Below are 17,940 nucleotides of genomic sequence, written 5' to 3'. Positions count from 1 at the left end.
TCGCTAATATCCGCATTGACTTGTTGAGCCGTTTCACGCAATTCACAAGCGGTCAAATTTGTCGAAAAATATGCAATTTTATAGTCTAAATAGACCGCTTGTTTCAGTAAATTTGCCCCTGTTTGCTTTGAAAACTGCTCAATTTCACGCTCATTTAACGTTTTTGAATAGATAAAAATTGTATTTGCCATAGTCTTATTTTAGGTTGTTTAAATTTACTGCATTAATCTAACAGAAAACCGTGCTACAATCACGCATCATTTTAAGAGGAATGTTATGTATATTACTCGTGAAAAAATAGCTAAAACGCTTTTACTGGCTGGAATCACTGCTCTCTGCGTAGCGATTGTGGCGGTTATTTTAACGGGCGTAAATCAATTTAAATTAGGCTCTCAATTAGCAAGCATTAACCAAGTATCAAATCTGTCGCATTTATTGGTTCGCCAACAAGCAAATATTTTCTCGTTTTTATTAGTTAAAAATGCAAAAACAGATGAACTGGTTGATGCACTGGATAGTTTTGCAAAAGAAGATTTTATTATTGATGCAAATATTTATTCACCAAAAGGCGTACTGCTCGCACAAAGTCAAAATGCAAAAGACTTAAAAACACAATTAACCACTGAACAGGCAGAAAAAACCCAGCAAATTGTTGAGCCTATTTTTGCTCAACAAGCATTGGTTGGTTTTTTACGCGTTACGTTTGATGCCGAGTACGGACAAACTACAAAAGCCCGAGTAGAGCAACAATTCCATCAACTTTATGGCGAGATGATTATTTTGCTTTTAACAGGTGTATTGCTGGCAAGCAGCGTACATTATTACTTCCGTCGTAAAATTCATCAGCTACAAATCGCTCCAAAACCAATGATGAGTGAAGTAAAAACACAAACCCAGCGTTTTCATTCACGTCGTCGATGGATTAAGCGGAAATAGCGTGTTATCAAAGAAACGATTGTAATTTGAACGAATAAGCGTATAATATCCGCCGTTTTTCGCCAAATGGCATAGCAAAGAAAATTAAAATTTAAAGAGGAATAAATGGCTAAAGAAGATAGCATTGAGATGCAAGGTACAATTTTAGAAACCTTACCAAATACAATGTTCCGTGTGGAATTAGAAAACGGGCACGTGGTAACTGCTCACATTTCAGGCAAAATGCGTAAAAACTATATCCGTATTTTAACCGGCGACAAAGTTACCGTTGAAATGACACCATACGATTTAAGCAAAGCACGCATTATTTTCCGTGCAAGATAATTAAAAAATAAAGGCGAACTGTTGAATGTTCGCCTTTATTTTTAGGTTGAATTTAGCCTTTTTCAATGATCCCTTCTGCACAGGCAAACGCTGATGACCACGCCCATTGGAAATTATAGCCGCCAAGCCAACCTGTTACATCAAGCACTTCGCCGATAAAATAAAGCCCATCAACATTTTTAGCTTCCATTGTTTTAGAAGAAATATAATCGGTATCTACTCCGCCTTTTGTTACTTCAGCGGTACGGTAGCCTTCTGTGCCATTTGGCAAGAACTGCCAGTGATGAATAAATTGTTCTAGGTTCATTAAATCCGCCTTGCTAAGTTGGGCTATCACTTTATCTGTTACTAGATTTTGCTCTAGCCATAGATCCACCAACTTTTTCGGGAAATAACGACCCAATACGGTTTTTAGCTGCAATTTCGGCGAAGATTGACGAAGTTCTTTCAATATATCAAGAATGGACTCACTTGGAAGTAAATCAATTTCCACCGTTTCGCCCAATTCCCAATAATTCGAGATCTGCAAAATAGCAGGACCAGACAATCCTCTATGAGTAAACAACATTTGATTACTAAAACTTTTTCCATTTTGGCTGGAAACGGTAACAGGAATGGCAATGCCGGAAAGTTCGGTAAAGTATTTATCAGTTTCTTTCCAAGTAAAAGGCACAAGGCTGGCACGAGGAGCAATAACAGGAATGCCAAACTGTTCGGCAATTTGATAACCAAAAGGGCTTGCACCTAATGCCGGCATTGATAATCCACCTGTGGCAATCACTAAATGTTCAGTTTGGAACTGCTCACTAGCGGTCAAAATTTGGAAACAATTTGCAAATTTTTCGACGGAAATGACCGCTTGTCGTAAAAAGATCTCAACTTTACCTTTCTCACATTCGGCTTGTAATAAATCGGCAATCTGTTGCGAGCTTTCATCACAGAAAAGTTGCCCAAGCTCTTTTTCGTGATAGCTTATGCCGTAACTCGCCACAAGGGAAATAAAATCCCATTGAGTGTAACGAGAGAGAGCCGATTTTACAAAATGACGGTTTTGGCTAAGGTAATTCCCGGCTCCAATCTCTAAATTGGTAAAATTACAAAAACCACCACCCGACATTAAAATCTTACGTCCGATTTTCTTGCCACTATCTAGCACCGCAACTTTTTTGCCGCCTTGCCCTAGTTGAGCGGCACAAAATAACCCTGCCGCCCCTGCACCAATAATGATGACATCAAATTTTTGCATTAGAAATTGAGTACCTTATCTACTTCTACTGTCCAATCTGCAAGCTCAATAAGTGTGCCTATTTCTACACCATCTACCAACGTTAAATGAGTAATACCACGTGCGTTTGTGCAAGTTTTACAGAGTTTCACTATTGCCCCCTGTGCAGTTAAAATTTCCAGCATCTGCTGAACGTGATACCCTTCTACAGGATTTTGTTTGGCAAGCCCAGCAGTAACCGCATCAGACATTAAAAAAATCCGAATTTCGGCTTTTTCTTTATGTTGCTCTTGAATTTGTAATGCCAAACGCAAACCACTAAAGAAGGTTTCATTACCGTAAGGTGCTGAATTGATGATGAAAAGTAGTTTTTGTACTTGATTAGACATAGTTTTACCTCGGAATACACGAAACACATAGATAATTTAAAAATTCCCTCTCACAGGAGAGGGAAACCTACAAAGTTAATGAGCATCAGCCCAAATAAATTTGATCATAAAGAGCAATGAAATCACTAACACAGACGGGCTGATTTCTTTCCAACGCCCGGTGAATGCTTTCATTACACAATAGCTGATAAAACCAAAGGCAATTCCTTCGGTAATTGAGTAAGTAAATGGCATCATTGCTGTAGTAATGAATGCCGGTGTAGCTTCAGTTAAGTCGTCCCATTTTACCTCAATCAGGCTTGAAGCCATCAAAATCCCGACGAATACCAACGCACCAGCGGTTGCATAAGCAGGCACTAAACCAGCTAATGGTGAGAAGAAAATAGTCAGTAAGAATAAAATCCCCACAACAACCGCAGTTAAACCGGTACGACCGCCAACAGAAACACCTGAACCACTTTCAATGTAGGTTGAGATCGCCGATGTTCCCATATAAGAACCCGCCATTGCTGCGGTACTATCCACTAATAGAGCCTGTTTCATTCTCGGGAAACGACCTTGCTCGTCGGCAAAACCCGCTTTAGTGGTTACTGCAATCAACGTACCTGATGAGTCAAACAAGTTTACTAACATAAAGGAGAAAATAATGCCAAGTAAGGCAACATCAAAAGCTCCGGCAATATCAACCTGCCCGACAACAGCACCTAAACTTGGCGGCATAGACATTATACCGTTGAATGTTACAGCAGGATCGAAAATTAAAGCTAAGCCTGTAACTACTACAATCGATACTAATACACCAGAGTGAACGCCCTTAGCCGCTAACACAACGATGATAAAGAAACCTAAAATCCCCATTAATACTTTAGGATCGTGTAAGTTACCTAATGCAACTAAGGTCGCTTCATTTGGTACAACAATGCCCATATTTTTAAAGCCGATTAACGCAATAAATAAGCCGATACCTGCCCCAATGCCTACTCGTAAACCAAGTGGAATCGCAGACATAAACCAGTAGCGAACTTGCAATACGGTTAATAGGAATAAGCCCACAGAGCCTAAGAAAATTGCCCCCATACCTACTTGCCAAGAATAGCCTAATTTTTGCACTACTACAAAAGCAAAAAAGGCATTCAACCCCATTGCGGGTGCAAGTGCAATCGGTAGATTACTGAATAAGCCCATTGCAATAGTACCAAATGCAGCAATTAAACAGGTGGTTACGAATACGACTTGAGTATCCATTCCTGCTACACCTAGAATGGACGGATTAACGAAAACAATGTAAACCATTGTGAAAAAGGTAGTAATCCCCGCGATGATTTCGGTTTTAGCATTACTGCCTTTTGCTTTAAGCTGAAATAATTTTTCTAACATAAGACCTTCGTAACTTAATAAATTGTGAAAATGACAACGCCCAAGCAATCGGTTGCTCGGGCGTTGATGATTTTTATCACGGAATGAACCGTTTGGCAAGCAATTAATATTCTAAAACCAGTTTTAATAGCTCAACGGATAAAAATGCAAGGCTAAAACGTTGCTCATCAGCCACAGACCAGAACTGAATTTCTTGTTCTGATTTGGCTAATAACTGGCTGATTTCTAATGCATTTCGCTCTTCGTTTTCCCCATTTTTTACCGCAGTAATCACTGAATTTTCATTAAAATTAATCCAACTTGTTGCTTTCCATTCCGTACTTAAATTTTCAGCATCTAGCGGATACTCAGATTGTACCGAAACCATTTGCGACACACCATAAAATACCGGCACTTGAATAGTGTGGAAAGTAATACAAGCGGTCAAATTTGGTAAAGCTTTTGCAAGTTGCAGTTCAAAGGCTTTAGAGAAAGGCAACTTTTTCTCCTCACCTTGCACATTAGCAGGCACAACATCAAACGCAATACGCTCTGCATTTTCATCAAACGGAATGCCATTTAATAAACGTGCAGTTTGCCCGGCTAATTCTTTAACTTTCTCATCGCCAAAATAAGCTGAAGGTAAAAGTGAAGTTACAAATACTTGATTTAAAGGCTGAGCCAATAACGGCTTTAATGCCAATGCCAGTTGCGAAACTTGTGGATTAGCCAGAGCAACAATATTTCGCTCACGCACATTTGCCACATTTTCATCATTTACACTTGGCACAATTACAGGTACATCGCTAATCAATGCGGTAATGCCATATAAATCTAAAATCACACAGCCCGCTTTCACCGCTTCAGCCAACACTTCTGCTTGAGCCATTTTGCCTGCAAATAAAACGTGAGTAAATTCAGCCCAATTCACTTCATCTAACGCATATTGTGCAACGGCTTTTGCCCCTAAGCGTAAGTTTTGCTCATCTCCGAAAGGCTCTAATTCTACTGCCGAAATTTTCTCAATGCCTAAATCTTGGGTTTCTAATACTTCAAGTAGTTTTTCTGCAAGCGTAAAATCGCTCGCAATAGCTAAATGGATAATTGACACATTTTCTCCTTTTCATCATTTTCGTTTCAGAATTATAGTGCAATTTACCTTTCTTCGCTATTCTGAATAGTAACGGCAGATTATACCTACAACGAGTTAATTGCAACTTTTTAGCAAAAAAACACCGCTTGTTTTCCGACTGATTTACTTTTCAAATGTTTGGATTTTTGATATAGTTCACACTTTGGAAAGTAGCTTCTCATTCTCATTAAAATGGAAAGTGAATGGAAGTCAAAAAGCCCGATATAAAGAAATGGCAAAACAAGATTCAGATTGTATCACATTAGATCTGTTTGCGACTGTACCAAAAGTTGGGCGTCCTCGCACTAATCCTCTTGATAGAGAACAACAAATTCGAATCAATAAACGTAATCAGCTAAAGCGAGATAAATCGTCGGGTTTAAAGCGGGTTGAACTTAAATTGCATTCTGATTTAGTCAAACTTTTAGAGGAACAGGCAGCCGAACAAGGTATTTCACGCGGGCAGTTGATTGAAATAATTCTAAATAATTATATCAAAAATAGGTAGTAGCAATGGCAGTTGTAGGTTTATTTTACGGTAGTGATACCGGCAATACAGAAAATATTTCTAAAATGATTCAGAAAAATTTAGGTGCTGAATTAATTGATATTCGTGATATTGCTAAAAGTACGAAAGAAGATATTGAAGCATACGATTTTCTAATGTTTGGTATTCCGACTTGGTATTATGGAGAATCTCAAGCAGATTGGGATGATTTTATGCCAACGTTAAAAGAGATTGATTTTAACGGTAAAGTGGTAGCAATTTTTGGTTGTGGAGATCAAGAAGATTACGCAGAATATTTCTGTGATGCAATGGGTACTGTGCGTGATATTATTGAGCCAAACGGTGCGGTTATTGTTGGGCATTGGTCAACTGAAGGTTATAACTTTGAGGTTTCACAAGCTTTAGTTGATGATGCAACTTTTGTCGGTCTTTGTATTGATGAAGACAGACAACCGGAATTAACCACTGAGCGTGTTAATAAATGGTGTGCACAGTTAAAAGAAGAAATGTGTTTAGACCAACTTGCATAAGGTTTTAAGTAAAGATAATTAGGTGGCAGATATGTCTGAAGCAAATATTAAACGTTTAAAAGAGGTAGGCTTAAAAGTTACCGAGCCTCGTTTAACCATTCTTGCATTAATGCAAGACATTCGTGATGAAATGCAACATTTTGCAGCGGAAGATATTTATAAGATTCTGTTAGAAAAAGGTTCAGATATTGGTTTGGCAACTGTTTACCGTGTATTAAACCAATTTGAAGAAGCGGGCATTTTAACTCGTCATAATTTCGATGCAAACAAAGCGGTATTTGAATTAAATATGAACCACGAACACGATCACATCATCTGTATGGATTGCGGTAAAGTATTTGAATTTAAAGATCCGGATATGGAACGCCGCCAACGTGAAATCAGTGAAAAGCACGGAATGGAACTAACTAACCACAGTTTATATCTCTACGGTAAATGTAGCAATTTAACCAATTGTGATGAGAAAAAATAAGATCGCTTATTTAACTTAATTATCTATTACCGAAGCCCCTTTTTGAGGGTCTTCGGTATTGTTCTATATAGGTTTCGCTAATTAATATTATGATGGAAGAACAGACACAACCTGTAATGGATGCCCAAATCAGGCAACCTCGCAAAATATCGCCTTTTTGGCTCTTGCCAATTGTCGCTTTTATTATTGGGGCTTTACTTTTTTTCCAGATCTTAAAAGAACAGGGCGAAACAATCTCGATCCGATTTGCTAAAGGCGATGGAATTGTTGCAGGAAAAACCATTGTTCGTTATCAAGGTTTAGAAATCGGGCGAGTAAAACGTGTTTATTTTGTTGATAATTTAAGAGAAGTTGAAGTTTTAGCCGAGATCAATGCTGAGGCGAGAAGCCTATTACGCCAAGATACTAAATTTTGGCTGGTTCAACCCTCTGCTTCATTAGCAGGGGTTTCCGGGTTAGATGCGATTGTTTCGGGTAACTATATTACACTCTTGCCCGGTGAGGGTGAGTCTGCCGATGAATTCATTGCTGAAGAAGATCCCCCAGCTGTTACCGTAAGTGATGGCGATTTACTTGTTCGTCTCGTTTCTGATGATATCGGCTCAATTAATGTAGGAGCAAGCGTTTATTTCCGTAAAGTGCCTGTGGGAAACATTGCCGACTACCGTTTTACCAAAGATCAGAAGAAAATAGAAATCGACGTTATCATTCAGAAAAAGTACGCTCATTTGGTGAAAAAAGAAAGCCGTTTCTGGAATATTAGCGGTATTAGTGCCGATCTTAATTTACAAGGCATAAGAGTTAATATGGAAAGTCTTGCCTCTGTAGTGCAAGGAGCGGTTGCGTTCGATTCGCCTGATAATATGGAAGCAGCCGAACAAGAGCAAAAATTTGAACTATATCCGGATTTAAAATCGGCAAAACGCGGTATTGAAATCAAGGTTAAAGTACCTGTTTCGCCTAATTTAAAGGTAAATGAAACCTCCGTTTTTTATCAACGTACGCAAATTGGTACACTTTCTCAGCTAAAATTACCAGAAGTAACCGATAACGGTTTACCGCAACAAAATTTGGAGCAAGATAAATTAATTGATGGTATTTTATTAATCGATCCAAGTTACGAAAATTTACTGCGTTCACAAACGAAAATATTGCTGAAAGAGCCCAAATTTGCATTAAATGCGGAGCAATTAACTAAAATTGGCGAGCTTCTGCGTGGCATTTATTTTGATGTTCAACCCGGAGAAGGAGAGCCTCAATCTGAGTTTATCGTACAAAATGAAGCCGATTACTTATTAAGTTTACCAAATTTACTGAGTTTCAGCCTAACTGCACCGCAAGCCTATGGGGTTGATGTAAATCAAGGTATTTACTATAGCGATGTGCAAATTGGCGAAATTGTTAAACGTTCATTAGATTTAGAGAATATTCGCTTTGATGCGATTATCTATCCGCCTTATCGTAATTTAATTGGCAGTAACAGTAAGTTTGTTGCCATTTCCAATCTGGATATGTCAGTCGGTTTAGATGGCTTACGTATACACGCAGGCTCGACCTCTGATTGGTTAAAGGGAGGGATTCGCTTAATTAATGGTAAGAGTGAAGGTAATCCTAAAAAGCAGTATCCGTTATATAAAGATATAGAAAGTGCGGAATCCGGCATTTCAACTTTAAGCAAAAACGCAACTATTACACTTTCTGCCGAATCATTATCAGGTATTAGTGAAGGTTCAATTGTACTCTATCGAGATTTTCAAGTCGGCGAAGTTTTAAAAGTAACTCCTAAGCAAAATCGCTTTGATGTTGAACTCTTTATTCAGCCTAATTATCGCCACTTATTAACAGAAACAAGCCGTTTCTGGATTGAACCTGCAACCAATGTTGATGTGTCATTAAAAGGTGTAAACATCACTACAGCACCTTTAATGCGAACATTAAAAGGAGCGATTAGCTTTGATAATGGCGGTCCAAAAGGCAATAAAATCCTTTACGCAACAAAAGAGAAAGCAACTTCAGGTAATACTTACATTACTCTCATTGCGAAAGATGGTAGCAAACTCAGTGAGGGTATGGATATCAAGTATATGGGCTTAACAGTGGGTCGAATTGAAAAACTGGAATTGCAAAATGCAAAAAAACAGATAAAAGCGACCGCTTACATTCAAGGCAAATATTATCCGTCTATTGCTAAAGCTGGTGCAAAATTTAGTGTGGTTTCGCCTGAAATTAGTACGGCTGGCTTTAAAAATTTAGATGCTGCATTGCAAAACTATATTACCGTTGATGCGGGTTCTGGCAAAGCTCAAAACTATTTTGAGCTATCACAAACCGATACAGTAAAAACAACCTACGCAAGCGGCTTCCCAATTATTGTGGAAACCACAAATGCCAATGGTATTCAGCCGGAAGCACCTGTACTTTATCGTGGAATGCAAGTCGGTATTGTGAGCTACTTAAGCTTAAGTGAACTCAACGACAGAGTGTTAATTCACCTTAAAATTAACAATAAATACAAACACTTAGTCAGAACTAATACCCAATTCTGGCAAGCGTCAGGCTATACAATGGATATCAGCTTACAAGGTGTGAGTATGAATTCCGGTACGATGTCGCAATTATTAAACGGCGGTATTGAATTCTCTACCCCTTACACTAAAGTGGTGAAGCCACAAGCCCAAGCCAATAGAAGATTTTTCTTACAACGCAAACTTCCTGAAGACGCCCCAGCGTGGGAACAAGGAATTGCAGAATAATATTATGGAGTGAAAAAATGCCTTTATTAGATAGTTTTAAAGTTGATCATACTAAAATGAATGCCCCTGCGGTGCGTGTTGCTAAAACAATGACAACACCAAAAGGCGATACTATTACCGTGTTTGATTTACGTTTTTGCCGCCCGAATATTGATATTCTTCCTGTGCGTGGTATTCACACAATGGAGCATCTGTTTGCTGGCTTTATGCGTGATCACTTAAATAGCGAAAACGTGGAAATTATTGATATTTCACCAATGGGTTGCCGCACAGGCTTTTATATGTCGCTAATCGGCTCACCTTCTGCACAAGAAGTTGCAGATGCTTGGACGGCTTCTATGGAAGATGCGTTAAACAAAATTCCGGATGTTTCCGCAATTCCGGAACTGAATGAATACCAATGTGGCTCTTATAAAGAGCATTCATTAGAAGAAGCCCACAAAATTGCTCGTGATGTTTTAACTGTAGGAATTGGTATTAACCGTAATGAAGATTTAGCATTAGATGACAAATTGTTAAATCCGTAATTTTTATTAAAATCTTACTGGGGCAAATTGCTATTTGCCCCTACTTTTTTATACTCGGAAATCATTAGTTTATGTTTGAAAAACTCTTTAGATGGTTTGAGGCAAGGGTGGAAACCTACCCAAATGAAATGCCGAAAACGCCAAAATCAGGTTTAATTCCTTTTATTTTTGATGCTACAAAAGGAATGCGAATTTATATTCTAATTCTGACAATCTTTGTAGCAGCAGTCGGCGTTATTGAAGCCATTCTGTTTCAATTTATGGGCGATTTAGTCGATTGGATCAACAAATACACACCTGCTGAACTCTGGGCTGAAAAAGGTTGGACAATTATAGGAATGTTTTTTATTGCGATACTCGCCGTTGTATTCGTTTATCTCGCCAGTAGCATTCGCTTCCAATCTTTACAAGGCGTTTTTCCAATGCGTTTGCGTTGGAACTTCCACCGCTTAATGCTAGGGCAAAGTCTAGGCTTTTACCAAGATGAATTTGCAGGGCGAGTATCCGCAAAAGTAATGCAAACTGCCCTCTCCGTGCGTGATGTGATTATGACTTGTGCGGATATGTTGGTTTATGTATTAGTGTATTTTACTACCTCAAGTGTGATTTTATTGCAACTGGATAGCTGGTTATTTATCCCCTTTATCTTATGGGTGATTTCACTTGCTGTCACTATTATCTATTTCGTGCCTAAACTGGCTCAAGCAGCCCAAGAACAATCTGATGCTCGAAGCCTTATGACCGGTCGAATTACAGACGCTTACTCAAACATTGCAACTGTCAAGTTATTCTCTCACGGTAATCGTGAATCTGCTTATGCGAAAGAATCAATGGAAGAGTTTATGGTTACAGTACATAAACAGATGCGTTTAGTTACCGTGATAGAAACCGTAACCAACCTAACCTCTATGGCATTAATTATCTCCACAGCAGGTATCGGTTTATGGCTTTGGGGGTCAAGCGTAGTAACTGCTGGGGCTATTGCCACCTCAACTGCGTTAGCATTAAGAATCAAAGGATTATCGCAATGGATTATGTGGGAGTTTGCCCGTCTATTTGAAAATTTAGGTACCGTACAAGACGGTATGATTACCCTTTCCAAACCGCACAATGTGGTAGATAAAGAGAATGCTCAACCGTTAAATGTAACCAAAGGCGAAATTAAATTTGAGAACGTAGATTTTTCCTACGATGTCAAAAAACCATTACTGAAAGATTTTGATTTAACCATCAAACCGGGTGAAAAAGTGGGCTTAGTAGGTCGTAGTGGTGCGGGTAAATCAACGCTTACCAACTTACTATTACGTTTTTACGATATTCAAAACGGCTCAATTACGATTGATGGTCAGAATATTCGAGATATCACGCAAGAAAGCCTCCGCTCACAAATTGGCTTAGTAACGCAAGATACCTCACTACTCCACCGTTCTGTGCGTGAAAACCTAATGTATGGTCGACCAACTGCCACAGAGGAGGAGATGATAAAAGCCGTTGAGCAAGCCGCTGCAAGTGAATTTATTCCAAACTTGCAAGATGCCAAAGGCAGAGCAGGTTTTGATGCACACGTTGGTGAACGTGGTGTAAAACTTTCAGGCGGACAACGCCAACGTATTGCAATTGCCCGTGTGATGTTAAAAGATGCCCCAATTCTGTTATTAGATGAAGCAACCAGTGCCTTAGATTCTGAAGTGGAAATGGCAATTCAAGAAAACCTCACCAAACTGATGGAAGGCAAAACGGTAGTGGCGATTGCTCACCGCCTCTCTACCATTATGGCAATGGATAGATTAATCGTGCTAGATAAAGGCGAGATTGTTGAGCAAGGCACACACGAAGAATTACTCGCTCAAAATGGCGTTTACGCAAGACTTTGGGCTCATCAAAGTGGGGGATTCTTACCGGAACATACCGATATCTAAACGTAGATCTCACCTTATCTTTTAAGATCAAGCGGTCATTTTTAGTGAAAAATTTGCAAATTTTCAGCAAAAAATGACCGCTTGTTCACCAATTAAAATGTCCTTGAAATTCATACCGAACCTATCAAAATTTTGACAAAAATTTTCAAGATTTCTCCCCTTTTTTCAGGTATCATTACTACCTTTATTAACAATAATTTTGGAGCAAATTGTGTCTTCCCTTTGGTCTGATTGCCTTAATCACTTACAAACGAAAGTATCGCCAACTGATTACAGTACTTGGCTACGCCCTCTGCAAGCCGGGTCTGATAATGGGGAACTCACTCTTTATGCACAAAATCAATTCGTTGAAAATTGGGTTAAAGATAAATTTTTATCGGAAATTACTGAATTAGCTCGTTTTTTATCTAAAAATGATAATTTGGTTGTAAACCTAAAAGTAGGTATTAAGCCTGCGGAACAAGCAAAACCGCAAATTAGCTCAAAAAACGAACTTTCCGAATTTAGCAATACAGGCTTTAAAACAGGGTTAAATCCACACCAAACTTTTGATAATTTCGTACAAGGTCGTTCAAACCAACTGGCGAAATTAGTTGCTCAACAGGTGGTAGATAATCTTGGCGAGAGCCACTGTAATCCACTTTCATTCTATGCCGGCACTGGTTTAGGTAAAACCCACTTATTGCACGCTATCGGTAATGAATTGGTCAAACGCAATCCAACGGTTCGTGTGCTTTATATTCATCTTGAGCGTTTTTACCGTGATATTATTAAAGCCATTAACAGCTCAAATAATGATGCGGAAAAAATTAAAAAATTCTATCGCTCGCTTGATGTGTTGATGATTGACGATATTCAATTTCTTGCCAACAAGCCAAAAGTACAAGAAGAGTTTTTACATCTATTAAATGCCCTGTTTGAGCAGAAAAAGCAGATTATTCTAACTTCTGATGTTCTGCCGAAGAATATTGATAAAATTGATACCGCAATTAAATCACGCTTAAGTGGTGGTATTAGTGCCACTATTGAGCCGCCGGAGCTGGAAACCCGTGTAGCAATTCTTCGCCAAAAAGCCTTAGAACGTGGTGCAGATTTACAAGAAGATGCGGCTTATTTGATGGGGCAAAAACTTCGCACCAATGTGCGTGAACTAGAAGGGGCATTAAACCGAGTGATTGCGTGGCAAAAACTCACGCTTCGCCCCATTACCGTTGATGCAGTACGTGAAACCTTACAAGACTTATTTGCCTCTTTCGATTACTTAATTACAATTGAAAATATTCAACGCATTGTGGCGGAATATTACGGCATTAAAGTGGCTGATATTAAATCCAAAAGCCGAGCGAGAAGTGTTGCTCGCCCTCGTCAAATAGCAATGGCGTTAGCAAAAGAACTCACTAACCATAGCTTGCCTGAAATTGGCAGAGAATTTGGCGGGCGAGATCACACCACCGTGTTACACGCTTGTAAAACCATTAATGAATTGCGTGATACCGAAAGCGGTATTCAAGAAGATTATATAAATTTAACGCGTAAATTATCATCTTAAGCTGTTAAGAATAAAGGAATGATTATGCAAATTACGATTACCAGAGACCAATTACTCAAGCCTTTGCAACAGGTATGTGGCGTGTTGAGCAGCCGCCCGACATTGCCTGTGATTAACAATATTTTATTAGAAATTGAAGGCGATCGTTTATCTTTAACCGGCACGGATTTAGAAGTTGAATTAACGACTCAAGCTCAGCTGCTACAAGCGGTCGATTTTGCAGGAAAATTTACTATTCCAGCCAAAAAATTCTTAGACATTAGCAAAAGTCTGCCTGATGATAGCGTTATTTCAGTAACGTTCGAAGAAGATAAAGCCATTATCAAAGCAGGTCGCAGCAAATTCAGCTTAGCAACTTTACCTGCCAGCGACTATCCAAATTTAATGGATTGGAAGCCTGAAGTGGACTTTTCTATTGAGCAGGCAACTCTTGCTCGTCTTATTGATGCAACACAATTTTCAATGGCAAACCAAGATGCACGTTATTTCTTAAATGGAATGAAGTTTGAAACAGAAGGCAATTTATTACGTACCGTTGCCACAGACGGACACCGTTTAGCCGTTTGCACAATGGTGCTAAATCAAGAGCTTTTAACCCATTCGGTTATCGTACCACGTAAAGCAGTGCTTGAGCTTTCACGTCTTGTATCTGCCAGCAATGAAGAAGTGCGTTTAGAGATTGGCTCAAGCAATATCCGTATTACAATGAACGGCATTGTCTTTACATCAAAATTAATTGACGGCAGATTCCCTGACTACCGCCGAGTTCTTCCTCGCAACGCAGATCGCATTTTAGAAGCGGATACTGAAACGTTAAAACGTGCATTAATACGTGCGGCTATTCTTTCAAACGAGAAATTCAGAGGCGTGCGTTTAACGCTAAGCAACAATCTACTTAAAATTACCGCCAATAACCCAGAGCAAGAAGAAGCAGAAGAAATTATTGATGTTGCCTACGACAGTCCGGAAATGGAAGTAGGCTTCAATGTCAGCTATGTGCTAGATGTACTCAATACGCTAAAATGCCAACGAGTACGCTTCAGTCTTGTGGATTCAAGCTCAAGTTGCTTAATTGAAGATTGCGATAACACTTCCGCAGAATATGTGATTATGCCGATGCGTTTGTAATACGAAAGAGCCCTATTAGAACAGGGCATTAGCGAAAAATAAAGCCTGATTTACATCAGGCTTTTTAGTTATAAATTATTCAAACGCACATCAATCAAAGTTTGTTCTTGAGGAGCTGCATTTGCTTTGGCTTGTTCATAAGCAGATTTTGCTGCCGGAATATCGCCTTTTGCTGCAAGAATATCACCTGTTAGGATTTGCTTACGTAATTCCCACGCTTTATCTTGAATTTGAGCAAGACTCGCAAGAGCTTCATCGTAAGATTTTAATTGGTAATCCACCTGTGCTAAACGGAAACGCACCACTGTTTGTAACGTGGAATCCGAGTGTGTTAAAGCCGATTGTAATGCAGCTCTTGCTACAGAAAAATCACCTTTTTCGACCGCTTGTTTTGCTGATTCTAACTGTGCAAATATCGCATAGCTTGAATCTTTATTATCTGCAATAAACTTCTCAACAAGCGGTTGATTTTTGCTTGGATTTTGCAAATAGCTTTCCATCACGCTTTGGTATGAAGCAGAGGTTCTTTGTGCCGTTTCAAGTTGATGATTTTTCCAGAAGTTCCAGCCTGCAGTTGCAGCACAAGCTAAAATAATCGCGACTAAAATCGGCGTGCCATTCTCTTTGAACCAGTTTTTGGCATCTTCAAACTGCTGTTCTTCGGTTTTATTTAAATATTCGTTGCTCATTTTCTCTCCTAAAATCGTTTATTAAGCTCAGCAATCAGCTCTGATTGAGCAATAGTGATTTGCTCCGCACCTGAACGTAAGTCTTTAATCACAACTTGCTTTTCCGCCACTTCACTTTCGCCGATAACCAATGCGATCTTGGCTTCCACTTTATCAGCTCGTTTGAATTGTTTTTGGAATTTACCGCCTGAGCAGTGCGTCATTACACGCAGTTGCGGTAACTCACTACGAATTTGCTCGGCAAGTTGGAACGCATTAACGGTTGCCCCCTCGCCAGAGAATACCAAATAAACATCCACCGCTTTCGGTAAATCAATCTCTTTATTTACCTCTTGAACTAATAATACTAAACGCTCTAAGCCCATCGCAAAGCCTACGCCTTGAGTTGCGTGTCCGCCAAGTTGTTCAACTAAGCCATCATAACGACCACCGCCACAGACTGTGCCTTGCGAGCCTAACGCTGAAGTTACCCATTCAAATACAGTTTTATTGTAATAATCTAAACCACGTACCAATTTTGGGTTGATTTCATAAGTAATACCCATTGCATCAAGTAATGAACAGAGTTGTAAAAAATGCTCACGGCTGTCATCATCTAAATAATCAAGTAGTTTCGGTGCATCGTTTAGCACTTGTTGTAAGGCTTCGTTTTTAGTGTCTAAAATACGCAGCGGATTTTTTACCAAACGCTCTTTCTCTTCTTCACTCATTAAAGCGGTATGATTTTGTAAAAAATTTACCAATGCAGAACGGTAATTTGCACGAGCTTCTAACGAACCGATTGAGTTTAGTTGTAAAGAAACGTGCTGATCAATGCCTAATTCTTTCCACAAGCGAGCAGTTAAAATAATTAATTCTGCGTCAATTTCCGGATTCGGGATCCCAAACACTTCTACACCCGCTTGGTGGAATTGACGGTAACGCCCTTTTTGTGGACGTTCGTGGCGAAACATTGGTCCCATATACCATAAACGCTGTTCATTATTGTAGATCCAACCACGTTCAATCGCAGCACGCACGCAACCTGCTGTACCTTCAGGACGGAGCGTTAATTGCTCATCATTATCCCAAAAGGTGTACATTTCTTTTGAAACCACATCGGTAACTTCGCCAATCGCACGAGCAAATAAAGGTGTACTTTCCACAATCGGCATACGTACTTCTGAATAGCCATAACTTGCCAGCACATCACGTACTTTTTCTTCAACCCATTGCCATAATGGAGATTCTGTTGGAGAGCAATCGTTCATTCCACGAATTGCTTGAATTGTTTTTGCCACTATCTTGTTCCTATTTATTTACAATATCTATACGGTTATTTTGCTGTGCTACTCTAGCACGGATTTTAGCTTCTAATTGGTCGATTAATTTTGCATTATCAAAACGCTCTTTTTGACGAACACCATCTAAATAGAAGCCGCTCATTTTATTACTGCCGGTTACACCCAAATCGGAAATTAATGCCTCACCCGGTCCATTTACCACACAACCAATAATGGAAACATCCATCGGGGTAATAATATCTTCTAAACGCTGCTCTAGCTCATTTACCGTTGCAATCACATCAATTTCTTGGCGTGAGCAAGTCGGACAAGCAATAAAATTAATACCGCGTGAGCGAATACGCAGTGATTTTAAAATATCAAAGCCGACTTTGATCTCCTCAACCGGATCAGCCGCCAGTGAAATGCGTAGCGTATCGCCAATCCCTTCTGCCAAAAGTAAGCCTAAACCTACCGCAGATTTAACCGAGCCAGCTCTTGCTCCGCCCGCTTCTGTGATCCCTAAATGAAGAGGTTGCTCAATTTGTTTCGCAAGAAGTCGATAAGATTCGACCGCTAGGAACACATCTGAGGCTTTCACACTTACTTTGAATTGATCGAAGTTGAGACGATCGAGATGATCAACGTGGCGTAATGCCGATTCTAATAACGCTTGCGGCGTGGGTTCACCATATTTTTCTTGTAGATCTCGTTCAAGTGAGCCTGCATTTACGCCGATACGAATTGGAATATTTTTATCTCTCGCACAATCCACTACCGCCCGAATACGCTCTTCATTACCGATGTTACCCGGATTAATACGTAAACAATCTACACCATATTCCGCTACTTTTAACGCAATACGGTAGTCAAAATGAATATCTGCCACTAATGGCACATTGACTTGCTGTTTGATTACTTTAAAGGCTTCTGCCGCATCCATTGTTGGCACAGAAACACGTACAATATCCGCCCCCACACGCTCTAAAGACTTAATTTGAGCGACAGTTGCTTCCACATCGGTAGTGCGGGTATTTGTCATCGATTGTACCGAAATTGGAGCATCGCCCCCGACAGGCACATTACCAACATAGATTTTTTTCGATACCCGACGTTTAATTGGAGATTGATGTATCATATTTTTAAATAGTCATTAAAAGTTATAAAGCAGAAAACGCTCGTAAAATAAAAGTGCTAAGCAATTATTTTACGTGCGTTTTTATTCTTAAAAAATTATTGCA

17 protein-coding genes and 1 pseudogene are annotated in these 17,940 nt (G+C 39.4%); 10 read left to right on the top strand and 8 right to left on the bottom strand.

The window, feature by feature from the left end; translation table 11 throughout:
• A pseudogene (locus ACJHV0_RS10765) lies at nucleotides 1-191 on the bottom strand (phosphoserine phosphatase SerB); the annotation flags it as partial.
• Between the two features lie 85 nt (nucleotides 192-276).
• Between ACJHV0_RS10765 and ACJHV0_RS10760 the strand changes: the two are divergent.
• Nucleotides 277-936, top strand: coding sequence for a YtjB family periplasmic protein (locus tag ACJHV0_RS10760; RefSeq protein ID WP_283386305.1), 660 nt, complete (start codon nucleotides 277-279; stop codon nucleotides 934-936).
• Nucleotides 937-1,041: 105 nt separating this feature from the next.
• Complete coding sequence (infA, locus tag ACJHV0_RS10755) at nucleotides 1,042-1,260, top strand: translation initiation factor IF-1 (protein WP_025217878.1); 219 nt, start codon at nucleotides 1,042-1,044, stop codon at nucleotides 1,258-1,260.
• A gap of 52 nt (nucleotides 1,261-1,312) precedes the next feature.
• Here the strand turns inward: infA and ACJHV0_RS10750 are convergent, their stop codons facing one another.
• The 4 genes from ACJHV0_RS10750 to ACJHV0_RS10735 form a co-directional block, all read right to left on the bottom strand.
• The gene (locus tag ACJHV0_RS10750; protein WP_483134191.1) at nucleotides 1,313-2,506 is read right to left on the bottom strand and encodes a BaiN/RdsA family NAD(P)/FAD-dependent oxidoreductase; all 1,194 of its coding nucleotides are present in this window, start codon (nucleotides 2,504-2,506) and stop codon (nucleotides 1,313-1,315) included.
• On the bottom strand, nucleotides 2,506-2,874 hold the full coding sequence (locus ACJHV0_RS10745; protein ID WP_334256775.1) for a DsrE/DsrF/TusD sulfur relay family protein: 369 nt from the start codon (nucleotides 2,872-2,874) through the stop codon (nucleotides 2,506-2,508). Before ACJHV0_RS10745 ends, ACJHV0_RS10750 begins: the two co-directional genes overlap by 1 nt.
• 75 nt (nucleotides 2,875-2,949) lie before the next feature.
• Nucleotides 2,950-4,251 (bottom strand): NCS2 family permease, encoded by a 1,302-nt coding sequence (locus ACJHV0_RS10740; RefSeq protein ID WP_025236556.1) that lies wholly within the window; start codon nucleotides 4,249-4,251, stop codon nucleotides 2,950-2,952.
• 103 nt (nucleotides 4,252-4,354) lie between these two features.
• Nucleotides 4,355-5,341, bottom strand: coding sequence for an oxidoreductase (locus ACJHV0_RS10735; protein ID WP_483134190.1), 987 nt, complete (start codon nucleotides 5,339-5,341; stop codon nucleotides 4,355-4,357).
• Between the two features lie 253 nt (nucleotides 5,342-5,594).
• Between ACJHV0_RS10735 and ybfE the strand changes: the two genes are divergently transcribed.
• The 8 genes from ybfE (at nucleotide 5,595) to dnaN (ending at nucleotide 14,748) form a co-directional block, all read left to right on the top strand.
• Nucleotides 5,595-5,870 (top strand): LexA regulated protein, encoded by a 276-nt coding sequence (gene ybfE, locus ACJHV0_RS10730; RefSeq protein WP_025236558.1) that lies wholly within the window; start codon nucleotides 5,595-5,597, stop codon nucleotides 5,868-5,870.
• Nucleotides 5,871-5,875: 5 nt separating this feature from the next.
• Complete coding sequence (gene fldA / locus ACJHV0_RS10725; protein ID WP_025236559.1) at nucleotides 5,876-6,400, top strand: flavodoxin FldA; 525 nt, start codon at nucleotides 5,876-5,878, stop codon at nucleotides 6,398-6,400.
• Between the two features lie 31 nt (nucleotides 6,401-6,431).
• Complete coding sequence (gene fur / locus ACJHV0_RS10720) at nucleotides 6,432-6,872, top strand: ferric iron uptake transcriptional regulator (RefSeq protein WP_006250413.1); 441 nt, start codon at nucleotides 6,432-6,434, stop codon at nucleotides 6,870-6,872.
• Between the two features lie 92 nt (nucleotides 6,873-6,964).
• On the top strand, nucleotides 6,965-9,625 hold the full coding sequence (locus tag ACJHV0_RS10715) for a PqiB family protein (protein ID WP_483134192.1): 2,661 nt from the start codon (nucleotides 6,965-6,967) through the stop codon (nucleotides 9,623-9,625).
• A 17-nt stretch (nucleotides 9,626-9,642) separates the two neighbouring features.
• On the top strand, nucleotides 9,643-10,152 hold the full coding sequence (gene luxS / locus ACJHV0_RS10710) for an S-ribosylhomocysteine lyase (RefSeq protein ID WP_025236561.1): 510 nt from the start codon (nucleotides 9,643-9,645) through the stop codon (nucleotides 10,150-10,152).
• Between the two features lie 71 nt (nucleotides 10,153-10,223).
• Nucleotides 10,224-12,071 carry an ABC transporter ATP-binding protein gene (locus tag ACJHV0_RS10705; protein ID WP_483134189.1) on the top strand — a complete coding sequence of 616 codons (1,848 nt, stop codon included), beginning with the start codon at nucleotides 10,224-10,226 and terminating at the stop codon, nucleotides 12,069-12,071.
• A 199-nt stretch (nucleotides 12,072-12,270) separates the two neighbouring features.
• Nucleotides 12,271-13,620 carry a chromosomal replication initiator protein DnaA gene (gene dnaA / locus ACJHV0_RS10700; RefSeq protein ID WP_025236563.1) on the top strand — a complete coding sequence of 450 codons (1,350 nt, stop codon included), beginning with the start codon at nucleotides 12,271-12,273 and terminating at the stop codon, nucleotides 13,618-13,620.
• A gap of 24 nt (nucleotides 13,621-13,644) precedes the next feature.
• Nucleotides 13,645-14,748 carry a DNA polymerase III subunit beta gene (gene dnaN / locus ACJHV0_RS10695; protein ID WP_334235816.1) on the top strand — a complete coding sequence of 368 codons (1,104 nt, stop codon included), beginning with the start codon at nucleotides 13,645-13,647 and terminating at the stop codon, nucleotides 14,746-14,748.
• A 68-nt stretch (nucleotides 14,749-14,816) separates the two neighbouring features.
• Here the strand turns inward: dnaN and ACJHV0_RS10690 are convergent, their stop codons facing one another.
• From ACJHV0_RS10690 to ispG, 3 genes are read right to left on the bottom strand one after another with little or no spacing between them, the layout of a single operon-like run.
• Nucleotides 14,817-15,437 (bottom strand): YfgM family protein, encoded by a 621-nt coding sequence (locus tag ACJHV0_RS10690; protein ID WP_334233288.1) that lies wholly within the window; start codon nucleotides 15,435-15,437, stop codon nucleotides 14,817-14,819.
• 8 nt (nucleotides 15,438-15,445) lie between these two features.
• A complete protein-coding gene (hisS, locus tag ACJHV0_RS10685) occupies nucleotides 15,446-16,717 on the bottom strand; it encodes a histidine--tRNA ligase (protein WP_483134188.1) in 1,272 nt (423 codons plus the stop codon).
• Between the two features lie 10 nt (nucleotides 16,718-16,727).
• A complete protein-coding gene (gene ispG, locus ACJHV0_RS10680; protein ID WP_025236567.1) occupies nucleotides 16,728-17,837 on the bottom strand; it encodes a flavodoxin-dependent (E)-4-hydroxy-3-methylbut-2-enyl-diphosphate synthase in 1,110 nt (369 codons plus the stop codon).
• Between the last annotated feature and the right edge of the window lie 103 nt (nucleotides 17,838-17,940).

It is taken from the genome of Mannheimia sp. (assembly GCF_056854775.1).
This window is presented reverse-complemented; position numbering and strand designations above follow the sequence as displayed.

Bases quoted from the DNA above. Each gene is read 5' to 3' on its own strand.
- ispG (WP_025236567.1), bottom strand. From the start codon at position 17,837: ATGATACATCAATCTCCAATTAAACGTCGGGTATCGAAAAAAATCTAT.
- ybfE (WP_025236558.1), top strand. From the start codon at position 5,595: ATGGCAAAACAAGATTCAGATTGTATCACATTAGATCTGTTTGCGACT.
- fldA (WP_025236559.1), top strand. From the start codon at position 5,876: ATGGCAGTTGTAGGTTTATTTTACGGTAGTGATACCGGCAATACAGAA.
- infA (WP_025217878.1), top strand. From the start codon at position 1,042: ATGGCTAAAGAAGATAGCATTGAGATGCAAGGTACAATTTTAGAAACC.
- ACJHV0_RS10750 (WP_483134191.1), bottom strand. From the start codon at position 2,506: ATGCAAAAATTTGATGTCATCATTATTGGTGCAGGGGCGGCAGGGTTA.
- ACJHV0_RS10760 (WP_283386305.1), top strand. From the start codon at position 277: ATGTATATTACTCGTGAAAAAATAGCTAAAACGCTTTTACTGGCTGGA.
- ACJHV0_RS10705 (WP_483134189.1), top strand. From the start codon at position 10,224: ATGTTTGAAAAACTCTTTAGATGGTTTGAGGCAAGGGTGGAAACCTAC.
- luxS (WP_025236561.1), top strand. From the start codon at position 9,643: ATGCCTTTATTAGATAGTTTTAAAGTTGATCATACTAAAATGAATGCC.
- fur (WP_006250413.1), top strand. From the start codon at position 6,432: ATGTCTGAAGCAAATATTAAACGTTTAAAAGAGGTAGGCTTAAAAGTT.
- dnaN (WP_334235816.1), top strand. From the start codon at position 13,645: ATGCAAATTACGATTACCAGAGACCAATTACTCAAGCCTTTGCAACAG.
- ACJHV0_RS10745 (WP_334256775.1), bottom strand. From the start codon at position 2,874: ATGTCTAATCAAGTACAAAAACTACTTTTCATCATCAATTCAGCACCT.
- ACJHV0_RS10740 (WP_025236556.1), bottom strand. From the start codon at position 4,251: ATGTTAGAAAAATTATTTCAGCTTAAAGCAAAAGGCAGTAATGCTAAA.
- ACJHV0_RS10715 (WP_483134192.1), top strand. From the start codon at position 6,965: ATGGAAGAACAGACACAACCTGTAATGGATGCCCAAATCAGGCAACCT.
- ACJHV0_RS10690 (WP_334233288.1), bottom strand. From the start codon at position 15,437: ATGAGCAACGAATATTTAAATAAAACCGAAGAACAGCAGTTTGAAGAT.